13 protein-coding genes are annotated in these 16633 nt (G+C 68.1%); 6 read left to right on the forward strand and 7 right to left on the reverse strand.

The features are described from left to right. Nucleotides 1-3: 3 nt before the first annotated feature. Nucleotides 4-1863, reverse strand: a complete 1860-nt coding sequence (locus tag POL67_RS16380; protein WP_271918294.1) for a M3 family metallopeptidase — start codon at nt 1861-1863, stop codon at nt 4-6. Between the two features lie 440 nt (nt 1864-2303). On the opposite strand from POL67_RS16380, the gene POL67_RS16385 reads away from it, so the two are divergent. Beyond that, nucleotides 2304-3701, forward strand: coding sequence for a radical SAM protein (locus POL67_RS16385; RefSeq protein WP_271918295.1), 1398 nt, complete (start codon nt 2304-2306; stop codon nt 3699-3701). 8 nt (nt 3702-3709) lie between these two features. Here the strand turns inward: POL67_RS16385 and POL67_RS16390 are convergent, their stop codons facing one another. Together POL67_RS16390 and POL67_RS16395 are read right to left on the reverse strand one after the other, a co-directional pair. Beyond that, the gene (locus POL67_RS16390; protein WP_271918296.1) at nt 3710-4495 is read right to left on the reverse strand and encodes an SDR family NAD(P)-dependent oxidoreductase; all 786 of its coding nucleotides are present in this window, start codon (nt 4493-4495) and stop codon (nt 3710-3712) included. Nucleotides 4496-4618: 123 nt separating this feature from the next. Next, entirely contained in the window at nt 4619-4873 is a 255-nt protein-coding gene (locus POL67_RS16395) for a hypothetical protein (RefSeq protein WP_271918297.1), read from the reverse strand. Nucleotides 4874-5337: 464 nt separating this feature from the next. Between POL67_RS16395 and POL67_RS16400 the strand changes: the two genes are divergently transcribed. The 4 genes from POL67_RS16400 to POL67_RS16415 are packed head-to-tail and all read left to right on the forward strand — an operon-like array spanning nt 5338 to nt 10974. Then, nucleotides 5338-6429, forward strand: a complete 1092-nt coding sequence (locus POL67_RS16400) for an NAD-dependent epimerase/dehydratase family protein (protein ID WP_271918298.1) — start codon at nt 5338-5340, stop codon at nt 6427-6429. Continuing rightward, a complete protein-coding gene (locus POL67_RS16405; protein WP_271918299.1) occupies nt 6426-8636 on the forward strand; it encodes a DegT/DnrJ/EryC1/StrS family aminotransferase in 2211 nt (736 codons plus the stop codon). Before POL67_RS16400 ends, POL67_RS16405 begins: the two co-directional genes overlap by 4 nt. Nucleotides 8637-8648: 12 nt before the next feature. Next, nucleotides 8649-9263, forward strand: a complete 615-nt coding sequence (locus POL67_RS16410) for an HAD family hydrolase (protein ID WP_271918300.1) — start codon at nt 8649-8651, stop codon at nt 9261-9263. 37 nt (nt 9264-9300) lie between these two features. Next, nucleotides 9301-10974: a class 1 fructose-bisphosphatase gene (locus tag POL67_RS16415; protein ID WP_271918301.1), complete on the forward strand. Its 1674-nt coding sequence runs from the start codon at nt 9301-9303 to the stop codon at nt 10972-10974. On the opposite strand, the gene POL67_RS16420 is transcribed toward POL67_RS16415, so the two are convergent. The 4 genes from POL67_RS16420 to POL67_RS16435 all read right to left on the reverse strand — a co-directional run bounded on the left by POL67_RS16420 (nt 10965) and on the right by POL67_RS16435 (nt 15583). Continuing rightward, nucleotides 10965-13217, reverse strand: a complete 2253-nt coding sequence (locus POL67_RS16420) for a hypothetical protein (RefSeq protein WP_271918302.1) — start codon at nt 13215-13217, stop codon at nt 10965-10967. The genes POL67_RS16415 and POL67_RS16420 overlap by 10 nt on opposite strands. An 11-nt stretch (nt 13218-13228) precedes the next feature. Continuing rightward, nucleotides 13229-14017, reverse strand: a complete 789-nt coding sequence (locus tag POL67_RS16425; RefSeq protein ID WP_271918303.1) for an alpha/beta hydrolase — start codon at nt 14015-14017, stop codon at nt 13229-13231. Beyond that, entirely contained in the window at nt 14010-15152 is a 1143-nt protein-coding gene (locus POL67_RS16430; protein ID WP_271918304.1) for a radical SAM protein, read from the reverse strand. Before POL67_RS16430 ends, POL67_RS16425 begins: the two co-directional genes overlap by 8 nt. Nucleotides 15153-15328: 176 nt before the next feature. Then, on the reverse strand, nt 15329-15583 hold the full coding sequence (locus tag POL67_RS16435) for a hypothetical protein (RefSeq protein WP_271918305.1): 255 nt from the start codon (nt 15581-15583) through the stop codon (nt 15329-15331). A 257-nt stretch (nt 15584-15840) separates the two neighbouring features. On the opposite strand from POL67_RS16435, the gene POL67_RS16440 reads away from it, so the two are divergent. After that, nucleotides 15841-16632 (forward strand): class I SAM-dependent DNA methyltransferase, encoded by a 792-nt coding sequence (locus POL67_RS16440; protein ID WP_271918306.1) that lies wholly within the window; start codon nt 15841-15843, stop codon nt 16630-16632. Nucleotide 16633: the final 1 nt, after the last annotated feature.

The following is a 16633-nucleotide window of genomic DNA, read 5'->3' on the forward strand; positions in this document are numbered from 1 at the left end:
AGCCTACCCCAGCGCGTGGAGCGCGGGGGCGCGCACGAGTGGCTTGACGGCAGAGACCACCTCGATCCCGAGCCGCCGGGAGATCGCCTCGGCTTCATCGAGCCAGGCGTCGATGCTGCTGGTGATGCCGTCACGCCAGAAGCTCGGGGCGCGGGGGTCCAGCCCGAAGGGCCGCATCAGCGACACCGCGTCCCTGGTCCCGCCGGAACGCAGGAGCTCGAGGTACATGTCCTCGAAATCATCGCCCAGGCGATCCCGCGCGGCGTAGAGCGCCTGCGAGAAGAGCTGGCCGAAGGCGTAAGAATACACGTAGAACGGGCGCAGGAAATGGGTGATGTACGACCACAGATTATCCACGTTCGCGTACGTGAATACGTCGCCATCCTCTCCGTAGAAGGCCCGGATGCTGTGCATCCACGATTCGTTGATCTCATCGACGGTAAGCTTCCCTCGCTGGCGGAGCTGGTGGATTTTCCGCTCGAAGCTCGAGAGGCAGATCTGGCGAACCACGGTGTTGACGAAAGCGTTGCTTTGGCGCATCAGGAGCGCAAGGCGCTGCGCGTCCGTGTCCGCTCGGTCGAGCAGGTGCTGGAAGGTCGCCATCTCACCGAAGATCGACGCCGTCTCGGCGTAGATCGTCGGCGCCCGGAACATGCGCGCGCCCTGGGCCCTGGCCGCAAGGATCCCGTGCACGCCGTGCCCGAGCTCGTGGGCCACGGTCATGACGTCGTCCATCGAGCCGAGGTAATTCAAGAGGCTATAGCTCCCGGCGTCTCCGTCCGGCAGGGGAATCGTGCAGTTGAACGCGCCCCCGATCTTGCCCGGAGCCGGAGGCACGTCGACCCAGCGACGCTTGAGCATGGTGTCCACCAGATCCGCGAGCGTGGGGCTCAGCGAACCGTAGGCCAGCCGCACGGTCTCCAGGCACTCGATCCAAGGGACTTGTCGGGGTTCGGTGATCGGCGACGCGGCGTTACGATCTGACCAGCGCAGCGGGCTCGCGCCGAGGTGGGCGGCGAGCAGCCGGTAGTAGCGGCGGCACGCCGGGATCCCGAGCGCGGCGACCGCATCGTGCAAGGCCTCGACGGTGGCGTCATCGACGCGGTTGTCGATGTTGCGGGCCGACATCGGCGACGCGTAACCCCGCTCGGAGTCCTCCACGATCTTGGCGCCGATGACGACGTTGAGCCCGCGCGCCATCAGCCGGTCGAAGCCCTGCGCGGTGAGCCCCTCGCTGAACAGCGCCAGCGCACGCGCCCGGGTGTCGCCGTCGATGTAATGCGTGAGCACATGCAAGATCCCCGGAAGAGCGAGGGACTCGCCGTCGAGCGTGAACCGCAGCGTGGTCTCGACTTCCTCGATGTGGTCCGACCACTCGCCGGGTCCGAACGGCTGGCGCAACGCCAAGGCCCGTTCGACGGGCTCGGCGAGCAGGTGCGCGCGGTTTCCCCGCGCGTGATCGAGCAGCGGGCGGTGCCTCCTCACCACCTCGTCACGGTCGATGAGATCGGCGTAGGTCTGCTCGTCGATCGCTACGAGCTCGTGCTCGAAGAAGCCGAGGTGCTGGGCGCTGGCCCGGCTCCACGCCTCCTCGATCTGCGCGATTCGTTGCTGTATCTTGAGATCCGCAGCGTCGGTGGCGCGACGAAGGAACAGGTAGCCCGTCAGCTTTTCGACGAGGCAGGACATCGCTTCTTGCGCTTGCAGGGCGGCCCCGAGGGTCGTCGCCAGCGTGCCCCGGTGGCGGCGGGCAAACGCCTCTGCCAGGTGGATCAGCGCGCGCAGATCCTCATCGATCTGCACGTCGTCGAGCCCTCGGTATAGGGCGCTCAGATCCCAGCGAAGGTCGTCATCGGTCGTCATCGGTCCTGTCTCGTGAGCATGTCGAGAGCGCCTCGGGTGGGCCTCGTGGGCATGGGGGATCGCCAACCGGGCTGCACGTCGGCGGCATCTTACCGGAACCCTTGTGCGTTGCGCGCCCGACTCTTCGCCCCGCCGTGCCTCGCCGTCGCGCGCCCGCTCTGAGCGCCGCCAAGCCCCGAGAAGTGGAGCGGGCCTTGCCCGGTGCGCACATGCCGTGGCGCAGCCGAACTTAACGCTATCTTCCGCTGACGAAGCTCGGTAAGCTGGCTGCCTGTCCTCTCGTGACCATGGGAGCGCAACGTGGCCCGCGGCGCTACTTGCGAGCAGCGAAAACGAAAAGAGGAGGCTTTGTGACGGCGAGAAACGTACAGGTCTTCTCGGGACGGGACCGCGAGGGGGAGACGGGGCCTGCGCGAGGTATGATGCAGGTCAGTGAATCGATGACGCCGCGAGATGGCACGACCCGAGAAGGCTTGCCCGCGCCTGGCCGCGAGCTGGTCGAGCGTGTCGCGGCAGAGCTCCAGCGGAATCCCTTCCTCGGCTCGGAGCGGCTGTGTGGCTTGACCGGGTGCTCGCGAGCCGAGCTTTGCTCAGCGTACGAGGTTATCCGATCGGATCGCGAGATCCAGCGGTCGTGGCACGGCTCGATTCTCCGGGACTTCTTCGTCGTCGCGGCGCAGCTCATGGCGCGGGCGTCGCATCTGGAGCGGATCATCCAGGGCGAGCTCGTCTTCCCGCTGTTCATCGAGTTTCACGCCGGCGGGGCGTGCCCGATTCACTGTAGCTTCTGCTACAACGAGGGGACCGACTACTACAAGGCGCAGAGCTGGCGCGCCCAGATGATCGACGAGGCCATGCTGCTCGAGATCATCGATGAGGCCGCCGACAACGGCACGGTGCTCTTCTACGTAGCAGGCGGGGGCGAGCCCACCACCGACCGGCGGATCTGGAGGCCGCTCGCCCGCGCCAAGCAGCGTGGCATGATCACCATGCTCAACACGATGGGCGTTCACCTGGACCGGCCGCAGGTTCGTGCCGATATCCTCGCGAGCGTCGACCAGATCCGGGTGAGCCTCAATGCCGCCACCCAGCGCTCGTATCGGCTCATCGCTCAGCTGCCGACGTCGACCATGTTCGGAACGGTCTGTGATGGCCTCCGCGCGCTCGCGGAGGAGCGCGATCGAGAAGGTGCTCGGCTCCGGATCACCTGCTCCTTCGTGCTCGTGCGTGACAACTGGGACGAGATCGAGCGGATGGCCGAGCTCGGTCACAGCTTGGGGGTCGACGACGTCTACGTGCGACCGGCCTGGGAGGGCGCCAACGGGCCGTCCCCGCGGGATGATGCGGCGATCGCCGAAGGCGTTGAGCGGCTCAAGAGGCGCATCGAGAGGGGCGAGTTTGGAAGGACCACCATCAACGTCGGGACGTCCGTCGAGACCGAATCGACCACGGACAGCGCCTTCCGCGCTGCGCTCCAGGACGCGGAGTGCATCGTGCACCGATTCAAGATCGGGATCGACGCCTGGGGGAACGTCCATCGCTGCTCGCTCGTCGCCCAGCCCGGCGTCGGTAGGTTCGAGCATGTCCTCGGCAGCCGCCGCGCAAGCTCCTCACTGCGCGAGATCGTCGACGCGGTCGCTGCGCGCAACGAGTGGCGCGTCGAGGATTGCGTGAAGAAGAACGTGCTCTGCTCGACCTTCGAGGGGTACTTCAACGCGTTCGTGACGAAGCTGAAGCGAGACGCGCTGTTCGGCGTCTCCATCGCGGAGCAGCCGTTCTTGTCAATGCACGAGCAGCACCGATGGTTCGCCGATCGTCTGGACGGACCGTCGAGATAGATCGAGCGTCACTCGTCGACCACGCCGCCCGCGCGCAGCCAGTCATCAATCGACACGAGCAGCGGGCGAGCGGACGAGCGCCCCGTGGCCAGGTCCACCAGCATAGCCGCTGCGGCGGTTGGGCTCGGCACCGGCGCGGCCTTCTCCCTCTGGACGGCCTCTTCCGGTGACTCCCCGCGAATCACTGCGCGGTCGGCCGCGATGGACAGTCGCATGGGCGTCGCCATGACTCCCGGCAATACCACGTGGATCCTGATGTTCCACGGCGCGACCTGCGGCGCGACCGCCATGGCGAGGCCGTGAACGCCGCCCTTGCTCGCCGCGTAGGCCACCGATGAGCCAGGACCGCGAACACCTGCGTCCGAGGCCAGGCACAGGATGACACCGCCCCCGCTTCGCTGCATGAGGGGGGCAGCGTGCTTGATGCACAGGAATGTGCCCGTCAAGTTCACGGAGAGCACCCGCTCCCAGAGCGAGATCGTGAAACGCTCGACAGGCAGCGATGGGCCCAAGAGGACGGCGGCGGCGGTCACCAGCGTATCGAGGCGGCCGTAGTGTCGGGTCGCCGCGGCCATCATGGCGGCGACATCGGCCTCGGACGATACGTCGGTGCGCACGAAGATGGCTTGTCCCCCGGCGTCGGTGACGAGCTGTACCGCCTCCTCCGCGGCGGTCTCATCGATGTCACCGATCACTACCTGCGCGCCGGCACGTGCGAACCGCACGGCGGCGTGCTTCCCGAGCCCCTGGACGCCGGTGATCGCGGCGACCTTGCCCATGAGCGAAGCGCTCATATTGCTGGAGTCTCCCACTCGGTGTGGCTGGAACTCGGCCGCTGACGCCCCAGCGCACGGCGGGTCTCGTCAAGCGTCGATCGGAGGATGTACGATTATGCGAAAGGGGCTGGAAGGACGCGTCTACCAGTACATGAGCCTGAGGTCCACGAGCTGGTCCAGCTTCTTGAAGACCTGGTTGCCCGACCTCTGAATCGTGACCCTGGCGCTCGGCGAGCCGATCGCCTCCGCGCCGCGCATCCACGTGCCCGCATCATTGAGCTTGGCATCGAGGTCGCGAATTTCGAGAGTGATTTCACAGTTCTCCGGCAGGTCCGCTCCAATGAGCTTCTGCAGGGCCATGATCTCGTCTTCAGGCGACAGGGGGCGCTTCACCATGCTGGTCTCTCCTGAGATTGTGCCCGAAACTCGGGACGACATACTGCGGTTAAAATTGAGACAACTACGAAGCTAGCGGCAGCGTTCTTACATGTCAAGCTAGATATGCGTCACGCTGGAGCCGGAGCGCCTTGCTGAGCGCGCCACCTGCCGGAGGCTCCGGGTGAAGCCGGCGTGCGCGCTTGGATTTCGTGCGGGACGAATTCTTTCGGGTGACCTTGCCGATTCCGTCCGCATCGGCCCTTGTCGGCATGGACTTCAGTCCCGGGCTCGTCGTAGGATGCGCCGGTCCGGTGGGGACGCCCTATGACTGACATTGCCGCTGCTGATTCGTCGCTCGGCCGGAAGATGCCTCTTCGCAGGCCTCGCAGTCAGAGCAGCGCGGGAGCGCAGTGGAGCGGAACCGCGGGCGGCACCTGTCGCGTCGGGTCATGGAGCTCGACATTCCTTTCGAGAGGGCATCAATGCGGCTGGTTATTCTAGGTTGTGGTGGCTTCATCGGGAGCCATCTTCTGGATCGACTGCTGGTGGACGATCGATTCGAGATCGACGGCTGGGACCCGGACGTACGAAAGATCGAGGCGCACCTCAACAACCCGAGGCTGCGCCTGCGTCGCAGCACGATCCGCGCCCCCGGCGCGCTCGAGGACATCGAGGCGGCCATCGCGCGGGCGGACGTGGTCCTCAACCTCGCGGCGATCTGCAACCCCGCAGACTACAACAAGCGCCCTTTGGCGGTCATCAACGCGAACCTGTTCGACCTTCACCCCATCATAGAGCTGTGCTCGGCGCACCGACGCTGGCTCATCAGCTTCTCCACGAGCGAGGTCTACGGCCGAACCATCGCCAGCTACCTGCCCGCGAACAAGTACGACGACCCGGCGCTCTACGAGCTCCGCGAGGACGACACCCCGCTCATCATGGGCCCCATCCGCAACCAGCGGTGGACGTACGCCTGCGCCAAGCAGATGACCGAGCGGCTGATCTACGCGCATCACGCGGAGCACGAGATGCCGTTCACCATCATCCGGCCGTTGAACTTTTTCGGTCCGAAGATGGACTATATCCCGGGGCGCGACGGGGAGGGCGTTCCCAGGGTGCTCGCGTGCTTCATGACCGCCTTGATGGATGGCAAGCCCTTGCAGCTCGTCGACGGCGGGCAGGCGAGGCGCACGATCATCTCGATCCACGAGGCCATCGACGCGATCATGCTCATGCTCGAGCGCCCCGAGAAGGCGCAGAACAATATCTTCAATATCGGCAATCGCAACAACGAGGTCACGATGGCAGAGCTCGCCGACGCGATGCGCCGGACCTACGCCGTCATCACCGGATCGCCTCGATACAACGATCACCCGATCGTCCACGTCAGCGCGCTGGACTTCTACGGCACCGGCTACGAGGACTGCGATCGCCGGATGCCCGACACCAGCAAGGCCGAGCGCCTGCTCGGATGGCGACCCAAGCGGCCCTTGTCGGAGGTGCTGCTGGAGACGATGACCTACTACCACCAGCACTACGCGAGGGACGAAAGGACGCACGGGCTCCAGCCATGACAGCACGACGCCCCCTGCCATCGGATCAGGTCGCGTCGGGGCGATCGTTCGACGACGCGGAGCTCGAAAACCTCCGGGCGGTCCTCGCCTCGGGGACGTTGACCGTCACCCGTGGGACGTTCGCGGTTCGCCTGGAGAAGAGCTTCGCGGAGATGCTGGGCGTCGCGCACGTGCACGCTTGCAGCTCCGGAACGGCCGCTGTCCACGCCGCCGTCGCTGCCCTTGATCCGGAGCCCGGCAGCGAGATCATCACCTCGTCGATCACCGACTTCGGCGGGGTGGGGCCGATCCTCTGGCAGGGGTGCATCCCCGTCTTCGCTGACGTCGACCCCGACTCGCTGCTGATCACGGCGGCCACCATCGAGCGGTGCATCACCGATCGCACGCGCGGGATCATCGTCACCCACCTGTTCGGCAACCCCGCCGCCATCGATGCGATCGTGGCGCTCGGCCGCTCGCGCTCCATCCCGGTCATCGAGGACTGCGCCCAGGCCTACGGGAGCCGCATCGACGGCCGCCATGTGGGCTCCTTCGGTGACATCGCCTGCTTCAGCCTCCAGCAAGGCAAGCACATCACGACCGGCGAGGGTGGGCTGGTCGCCGCCGCCGACGGCGCTCTCGCGCGACGCCTGCACCAGTTCGTCAACAAGGCGCGCGTCTACAGCGATCCGTGGCCCGACCACCACTTCCTGGCGATGAACCTGCGGATGACCGAGCTCCAGGCGGCGGTGGCGCTGGCCCAGCTCGACAAACTCGAGCGAGGCGTCGCCGCCCGTCGCGTGGCCGCGAGGCTGCTCGACGAGGCGGTGGCGCAGATCGAAGGACTCTCCCCCTTGTCGAGCCACCCGCGAGGCCTGCACTCGTACTGGAGATACGCCCTGCGCGTGGACCCGGCGCTGATCGCGGGTGGACCGACCGCCCTCGGCGCCCAGCTCGCCGAGCGAGGCGTGCCCTGCGCACCTCACTACCAGCGACCGGCCTTCGAGTGGTCGATGATGCGCTCCCAGAAGACCTTCGGCACCAGTCGATATCCCTTCACGTTGGCGCGCCCCGAGGCCCTGGACTACTCCGACGAGCGCTTCCCGGGCACCCGCAGAGGTCTCGCCGATGTGCTCGTGCTGCCGTGGACCGAGCGGTACGAACCCGAGCACGTCGAGACGATCGCGGCGGCGCTGCGGGAAGCCGTGGGCGTATGCACGGCGTCGACGAGCCGCCCTCGCCGGACGAGATGGGAAGCTCTGGTCGCGGGGGCTCACGAGGTCCGATCCACGCGTCCGATCGGCGAGGCGCATCCCGTGCGAGCGCAGATCGACGATTCGAACCTCGAGCAGGTCTGGCAGATCGTCGAGCCCGTGCATGATCTCCATCGACCCGACGCACAGGCTGCCGTGCGTCGGATGCTGCTCGATCGCGTTCCCCCGCTGGCCGAGCTTGCCGCCTCGATCGCCGCGCGGCTCTCCTGTCCGCCGCATTTCTGCGTGGTGCAAGGTGTCGACTGGCAGCGCGCAGCGCCAGGCCGGCACCGCGGGCTCATCGTCGCCCTGCTGTCCCTGCTCGGGAGGGTGTCCGACGACAACGCGTACAACGCGCATAGCGGCATCCTCACCGAGGACGTCCGGCCCACCGCGCCGGGGAGCACGGATGTCACCTATCGCTACGATTGCGAGGTCCATGCGGACGAGAGCTCGAAGCCCATGCCCGAGGACATCGTCTCGCTCTGGAGCGTCCGCCCCGCGCACGACGGTGGGAGCAACCTGATCTGGAGCGTGCAGGACATCGTCCGCGCGCTCGAAGCGCAGGAAGGCGGCGACCACGCCCTCCGCACGTTGCGGGAGGCTCGCTTCCCCTTCGGTGGCAAGCTCCGACGGCCGCCGCGGGTCCTGCTGGCCCCGATCCTCTTCGGCACCGACGGGATCCGCTTTCGGCTCGGCGCGATCGCGGACGGCTTCGCTTCGCTCGGTCGGGAGCCCACCGTGGAGCAGGTCGACGCGATCGACATGTTGGTCCACGCGATCACCACCACCGCACCCTACGAGCACCTCCTCGGGCCCGGCGAGGCCCTCTTCCTGCTCAACCGGCGGACCTTGCACGCGCGGACGCTGTTCACGGATCCGGACCGCTACTTGATCAAGGCCCGGGCGTATAACGACGAGCTGTCCAACAGCCGCCACGACCACGACGTCGGGTGGTCGGACGCCGACGCGTAAGTGCAGGAGCCCGTGCGCCTGCGGCCGGCTGGAGTCCTCTTCGACCTCGACGGTGTCCTCGTCGACACCCGCGATGCGTGGTTTGCGCTGATGAACGCCGCCGCGCGAGATCTGATGTGCCCCCCGATTCGTCGCGACGCGTTCGACGAGTCGTGGGGGCAGTCGATCGCCGCCGATGCGCGTCAGTTCTACCCAGGCCACGAAAACGAGGTAGTGAGCCTCTATTACGAGCGCCACTTCGAGGAGCACGTCGAGCACCTGCGCGTGGAGCCGTTCGCGGCGCAGCTCCTCGAGCGGCTGCGGGAGCGCGGGCTTCCCAGCGCGGTGGTGACCAACACCGCCCGCCGACTCGCGCTGCAGATCCTCGAGCTGGCGGGCCTCGGTCCGCCTCTGCTGGTCGCCAGTGATGAGGTCGCGAGGCCCAAGCCGGCCCCTGATCTGCCGCTGGCCGCGTGCGCCGCGCTCGGCCTGGCCCCGCGTGAGGTCTGCCTGGTCGGCGACTCGGCGAACGATCGCGAGGCCGCGCGCGCCGCCGGCGTCGCCTTCGTCGGCTTCGGGATTGCCGGGGACCACAGCGTCTCCAACCTCGACCAGCTCGCCGCGCTGATCGGCCTGGTCTCCGTCTGACACCCCTTCCACGAGATTCACACGCTCCAAGCTCACCATGGCCCACGTCGACGACACCGAAGAGCGCTCTGTGCTGGTATGGCTGGACGCAGCGCTGGTGGCGCGCGCAATGATGGTGCTCGAGGCCCGCGGCGCGCCTCATCACGGGGGCGATCCCTCGGCCGAGAACGTGCTGCGCGCGATCCTGGAGCGCATCTCCAACCTGCCGGAGGCGTGGACCTGCGACGTCTGCCGCCGTCCGATCCAGCGCGCGAGCGACGGGCAGCTCGAGTGGGTGTGGGATGGAACGGCGCAGCGGGCGCGCGACATGCAACTGGTCCACACGGCCGAGGGATCGCCCCGTCCGCACCTCCACGTGGCCAGCAGGGCGCGCCCGTCGCTTCCCCGTCGCTGTGGACATGGCCAGGTCGGTCCGACGGAGGAGCTGCTCCGCATTCCCCTGCACCACCTGACAGACGACGACGGCCTCATGCAACTGCTGGAGCAGGTCGCCGCGGGACGTCTGCCGCGCGCGCAGGTGCTCAAGGTGATCCAGCGGCTGCACCTGCCGCACTACGAGGCCGCGAGGCCCTTGCTCGACGATGCGATCCGCGCCGGCATCATCGTCCCCAACCTCCCGTCCGCGGGCTTCCACTGGCAGGGGGATCTCGTGGAGGTGCTGCGCCATCTCTCGCCCAAGAGAGCCCCCGCCGCGCGCCGGCTCGAGGCGGGGCCTCCGACCCTCGAGGAGCACCTCCGTGCGCTCGACCGGTCGGGCGGCGTGCCAGCGCGCCTGAGCGAGGCGCTGGGGCTCGCGGCGGAGGCCGGGCTCGCCATCGCCGACCTCGTCCGGCGAGCGCCGCTCTCGGGCGTACGGGGAGGCTCGGGCGCCGTCAACGTGCACGGTGAGGAGGTCAAGCCGCTCGACCGTCTCGCGGCCGACGTGCTGCTGTCGGCCTTCCGGCGATCATCGGCGGTCGCAGGCGTGGCCTCGGAGGAGCACGAGGGTGTGATCGCGTATGAAGGGCACGAGGAAGGGTCCTTCGTGATCGCCTTCGATCCGCTCGACGGCTCGGACAACCTCGAGTCCGGGATGTCGGTGGGCTCGATCTTCAGCGTGGTCCCGCGATCGCGGCGGGGTCCTCTCCAGACCGAGGACTTTCTGCGCGCCGGGCGTGAGCAGGCAGCCGCCGGCTACCTGCTGTACGGCGCCGCCGTCATCCTCGTCCTCGCCGTGGGCGGCCGTGCGTCGATGTTCGTGCTCGATCCGGATCGCGGCAGGTTTGTCCGCACCTGCGAGGCGCTAAAGGCGCCCGACGTCACGGCCGTGCTCTCCGTCAACGACGCGAACGCGCGCTACTGGCCCACGTGGATGACGGCGTACGTCGCGGCCCTCGTCGGACGCAACGCAGACACGCGGCGCCTCGTCTCGCGGTTTGTGGGCACCCTCGTCGCGGACGTCCACCGTAACCTCGTGCGCGGCGGGATCACTGCGGTGCCCGAGGACCAACGTCGCCCGCAGGGCAAGCTCCGCCTGCTCTACGAGTGCAGCCCGCTCGCCATGGTGATCGAGGCCTCCGGCGGAGCGGCATCCGACGGGCGTCGCGCCATCCTCGACATCGAGCCCGCGTCGATCCATCAGCGCACGCCGTTCATCGCGGGGTCCGCCTCCGACGTCGCCCTGGCCGAGCGACTGGCCCGCGAGGCCGAGAGGCCGGATCGTCAGGGCTGAGGATCCCTGCGGACGATGTTGATCCGGCGCAGCGCGGAGCACAGGGCGCCGTTGCTGAGCATCACGCCATGCACGTTGATCGCGTTCGAGCGAACACCGGGGCCGGGGCGCGCGATGAACGCGACGTCAAGCTCCTTGCCCGGCGCAAGGATGACGTGGCGAGGCGGCGGCTCGACCGTGAACCGGTCCAGGTCGCTGCCCTTGCGGTCCAGCGCGACGCCGCAGTGGATCAGCGCGGTCACCGGCAGATCGTTGCGAGCGCGCAGGCGCAGGTGGATCAGCTCGCCGCCGGTGACCGTCTCCGCGCAGTCGATCGTCAGCAACGACCGCTCCTCCGGGAGATCGGCGATCACGAGGCAGCGCTCGCACTCCACCGTCTCGCGCCGCTCCGACGGCCACAGACCGGCGCGGTAGCGCCTCGCGACCAGGCGGCTGCCGCAGTACGGACAGGGCGTTGACAGCCAGCGGACGCCCGACCGCCGCATACCGCGCGCGGCCCGGTAGTGGTTCTCGAGCCACTGGACGTGCTCCTCGGCCCGGCGCACCACGATCTCGATCATCGACGCCTGCGCCGCGGCGCAAGCGCCGATGAGGATCTGCTGCGCCTCCTCCACCGCGGCGTGGAGCGAGGCAGAGGTGAAGTCAGCGTCGTGCGCCATCACGAGCTTCGGTCCGACCTCGGCCAGCAAGCGATCGAGCGCGTCGAGCGAGCGGTCCTCGAATCCACCGTCGAAGCACGCCCTCGCCTCTCGCAGCGCGCGGCCGGTCTGATCGATGATCTCCACGAGATCGGGGCGCAGCGGATCGCGTGAGGTCAGCGTCACGTCGACCTCGGCGGCGGACACGCCGCGGTCACAGGCGATGACGAGGTCGACCTCCGACGGTCTGTCCTCGTGTCGGATCACCTCGATTGCCAGCCTGTCGATGAGTGCGTCGTCGACGAGGCCGTGCAGGCGCTCCGCGGCCGTCAGGCCGTCGATCGCAACCCGATGGCGACAGATTCGTCCCGGCGTTATTGCCAGCCTCACGTGGCCCCCGAGGGCACCCGTGTGCCGCGGCACCTCGGCGACGCTCTCGGGAGCGCAGATTCGCAGGTCGGGATCACCGAGCAGGATGTACGGGCTCGGCATCCCAGTCTTCTGTTCGGCGAGCCGTCCGAGCGCGTGGCACAGCTCGCCCATGGTCGCTCCCCGCAGGCAGTGCTCCCAGCTCAAGTACGACGCGAATGCGGTCGGGTGGTGGATACGATACGGAGAGATGACGGCCGAGGCGGCGCCGTTCAGGAGCTGGAGCGCCAGGTTGGCCCCGCCGGCGGGCTGCGGGTAATTGAGCCGAAAGGCCGCGGTGGCGCACTGCTCGAGGACGAGCACATCGCCCCGCAGCGCCCCCGCCGGGACGCGCGGCTCGTTCGGGAACATGCAGTCGAACCCCGCGAAGCAGGCGCGATCGCCGGCTGCCGCTGCGTCGAGCCGGGAGCACAGGTTCCCATCCATCGCGCAGTACGATCGGCCGTGGCCCGAGAAGATCACGAAGGGTTCGCCGCCGAGGATCCTCGTCAATCGATCGGGGGCCGGGTGATTCGGGAGCACGGTCTCGTCGAGATCGTCGAGCTTGATCGGCGCCTCGCGCCCGAGCTGATACACGAGGCCTCGCGGGAGCTGCGGCGGTCGCCGGGCGTGGCTGCGCGCCACGAGCCTCGACGCCCCCGCGACGTCCGTGCCCGTCAAGATCCCCCAGCGCGTCCTCGTCGCGCGCATCGCGTGCGCGAGCCGATCGCAGCTTATCCGCTCGAGGGCCGCCGGAGACATGGTGAGCACGACAGAAGTCCGGGCACCCAGGAGATCGCCGAGGTGCTCGAGGTCATCGTCCGCCTCGGCGATGATCAGGGACTTGTCCTCGACGATCGCGTGCACGATCCCGGCGGTGCACAGCGCATCGTGGGCCCAGACGACGCAGGCCGAGCCCCCGGCGCGGCGCCGCTCCTCGTGTATCTCGCGCAGCCGCGCCGCGAGCCAGCCCGGTGAAGCCAGCAGGTCGAGCGAGCTTGACCCTTCGTAGCGCACGCCCGCGCCGGGGGACAGCGTGGCGCGGTCGGCGGCGAGCTGGCCCTCGCTCCCCGCCACGGGGATCAGCGCGTGACCGCAAGCGGCCTCGAGCGCCTCGAGATCGAGGGCAGCGGCGAGGTATTCTCGAGGATCGCGGCAGAGGAGCGGCGTCCGAGGCGCTCGCGTCGTCGGGGACATCGTCAATGCTCCTATAACTGCTCGAACCACAGGCGCAGCGGATCAGGCCAGGCCGCTCCGGCGTCCGGAGGCTCGAGGACGAAGCCATGTCCGCCGCGAGGGAAGACGTGCGCCGAGACGTCCACGTTATTCTCGCGGTAGGCTCGCGCGAGCGTGAGCGAACTCGTGAGGGGGACGGTAAGATCGTCCGCCGCGTGGGCGATCAGGACCGGTGGGGCGTCTCGATCGACCAGGCGCTCCAGGCTGAATCGGGCGCGGAGATCCGCGTCGGGGGAGTCGACGCCGCAGAACCGTGCGACGGATCCCTCGTGGGTCGGCGGCAGGAAGGATCCGACCGGATACACCAGCGCGAGGCGCTGCGGTCTCGGGCTGATTGTCGCCGCGAGATCATCGTCGGGGTCGGCCATCAGGTGAGGAGCGAAGGAGACGAGACCCGCGAGGTGCCCGCCGGCGCTGAAGCCCACCATACCGATCCTCTCGGGATCGATCCCGAGCTCCGCCGCGTGGTGACGCGTGAGCCGGACGGCGCGCATCGCGTCCGCCACCGCTGCGGGGTATGCACACGGCGCGACCCGGTAGAACGCCAGGACCGCGTGAAACCCCGCGTCGCAGAGCCACCGCACGACCGGGAGGCTCTCGCTCGGGGCGTTCACCTGATAACCACCCCCCGGAAAGATCACGACCGCGGGGCCCGGGGTCGCGCGCGGCCGGTCGGCGCGATGGACCTCCATCGTGGGTCCCCACGTGGGCAAACCCGATTTGCGACCGCGCCACAGCGGGATGACCTTGCAGTCACCCACCGGGAGCGTCCTCAGGGGGAGCCGCGCGCTTGATGCCGCGCAGCTCCGCCACCAGCCGCGCGTGGACGTGGCGGATGAAGACCTGGAGGTCAGGGCAGTAGACGCTCGGATTGTCGAATCCGCGCGAGGAGGAGTAGCGGTGGGAGACGTGCCCGCCCCGGCAAGCGCTGTAATAGCCGCACCCGAGGCACGTCGCGGAGGGGCGCGTGGCGACGCGCAGGGCGTGCAGCGCGGGCGCGCGCTCGAGCTCGACGAGCGAGTGCGCGAACACGTTGTGTCCGAGGTGAGCCGCGCCGTGGTACGCCGTCTTGAGCGTGTCATCCGCCTCCATCTCGCCGTTGGACTCGATGACGATGGAGTCGAAGTGGTCGAGCGCGTCGCCGGCCTCGGGGCGCAGGAGCCACGTCATCCACCGCTCGAAGCTACGGATCCGGACGCGTGAGCCCTTGCCGAGCCAGTGATCAAAGCACTCAATGAGCCAGGCCGCGTACGGATCCGGACGTCCGTCGTCCTCGACGCGGCTGTCGTGGTTGCGCAGCGGCAAGAGGAAATCGATGGCCGGCGGGGAGAAGCTCGCGAGGTAGTCGAACACCTCCCTCGCGGACGACCGCGGGTCGACGACCGCCAAGAACCCCTGGAAGATCGGGCGAAGCTCGGGTGAGGTGATGAGCGCGAGTTTGTCCTCGACGTCGGCGGAGGTCGGGCGCATGCGATGATCGACGCGGCGCAGATCGTTGATCCGCGGAGGCCCGTCAAGGCTGATGTAGAGGCCGACGTCCGCGCGGAGCAGGAGCTCGCCGAGCTCGCGCGTGAACGGGATACCGTTGGATTGCAGCGAGGAGTTCACGCGGACCCCCGACCCGTCGAAGGTCTCTCGCAGGGCCCGGAGGATGCCCTCGAGGCGCTCGCGCCCGCAGAGCAGGGGCTCTCCCCCGTGAAAATTGATGTTGATCCTGGTGAGCTGATGGTGCTCGCAGTATTCGCGGATCCGCCGCGCCGCCGCACGCGCGACGTCCTCTCCCATGTATGGGGGCTGGCGACGCCAGCTCGAGTCGCCGGCATGATAGACGTAGCAATAGGTGCAGTCGAGGTTGCACCGGCTGGCGATCTTCCATACAAAATTGGTGAAAGGCATCGCTGGAAAGGCCTTTGCGGCGCAATGCAGAGGACGTCTTTGGGGCCTGTCCGCTCGGCTGCCGAGATACGTACGAGCTGCGCGGCGCTGGCCACGCGCTGGAGCCGGCGGGGTCTCGGAGCGCTCGTCGCCTTTGCCCGACGACGAGCGTCACGCGGCCCCGCCGGACCGGGGGCTCAGCCCGCGGACTGCTGCTTGTTGAGCTCCGCGATCGACATCTTGGGCGCGGAGGTGTACGTCCCGCCCAGATGCTGGGCCAGGCGATTGCGGATGGCGTCGTTGAGCACGTCCTTCAGCACGTTGTTGTTCAGCGTGCTGATGTCCGCGATGCTCATCGACTCGATCTCGGCAACGGACAGCTGCTGCACGCCCTCAACAAGGCGCTCCCTGGGGATGTCGGCATCGAGCTGGATAACTTTCTCGGGGACCATGGTGACCTCCTTTGCGTGCGCAAACGTAGTCGCGCAGCTTGCGTTTGAGTCCTAACCTAGCGGTGCCTCGACGTCTACCTGAAAGCGACGCGGACAGCATCGTTGCCGCCCTCCGCGTCACTTGAGCGCCTGTTCATGTCGCACCCGTCGTCGAGGTCCGATGACCGCGACGTGACGCAGGGCACGATGTCAGGCTATCATCGCGGGCTGGCGGCGCAGAGCCGGCCACCCGCGGTTTCGCGACTCGAGACATCGCCATGAGAGAGCCTGCCCATCGCATCTATGACGAACTGGCGTGGCTGTGGCCGCTATGGGGGAGCCCGGCGGACTACCGCGTGGAGAGCGAGCTCGTGGCCCGGCTGATCCGGGAGCACGCCCCCTCCGCGCCGAGGACGCTGCTGGAGATCGGGTGCGGCGGCGGCAACAACGCTTTCACGTTGAAGGGCTACTTCGAGCTGTCGGGGATCGACATCAGCGAGCCGATGCTCGAGCACGCACGGAGGCTCAACCCGGAGTGTGCATTCACCCTGGGAGACATGCGTAGCTTCACCTTGCCGCGCCGGTTCGACGCGGTGTTCCTGGGGCAGTCCGTGGTCTACATGAACACCCGCGAGGACCTGCGGCGCGCCATGGAGCGAGCCTTTGCCCACGTCGAGGCCGGCGGCGTGTTCGTCTGCTTCACGGAGGTGTACGAGGAGAACTTCATTCAAAACGACACGGGGATATCGATCTCCAGCAGGGCGGGCTCCAGCACGCCGGAGGGGGCGGACCCGCGCCTGGATGTCGTGTTCATCCAGAACAAGTTCGACCCGGATCCCGAAGACGAGCAGTTCTCGATGGCGCTGGTGATGCTCATCCGCAGAGACGGCGCGTTGACCATCGAGCACGACGTCCACACGCTGGGCGTCTTTCCGCTCGATTACTGGAGGGTCTGCATGCGGGAGGCGGGGTTTGTCTTGGCGGCCGAGGTGCCGCTCAAGGGCAAGCGGGGCGCCCTCCTGTTCGTGTGCACCAAGCCGGCCGAGGGGTCGGGAGAGAGGGGTCGCTGAC

Origin of the sequence: Polyangium mundeleinium, assembly GCF_028369105.1 — a bacterium.
In the GTDB taxonomy this organism is placed as follows: Bacteria; Myxococcota_A; Polyangia; order Polyangiales; family Polyangiaceae; genus Polyangium; species Polyangium mundeleinium.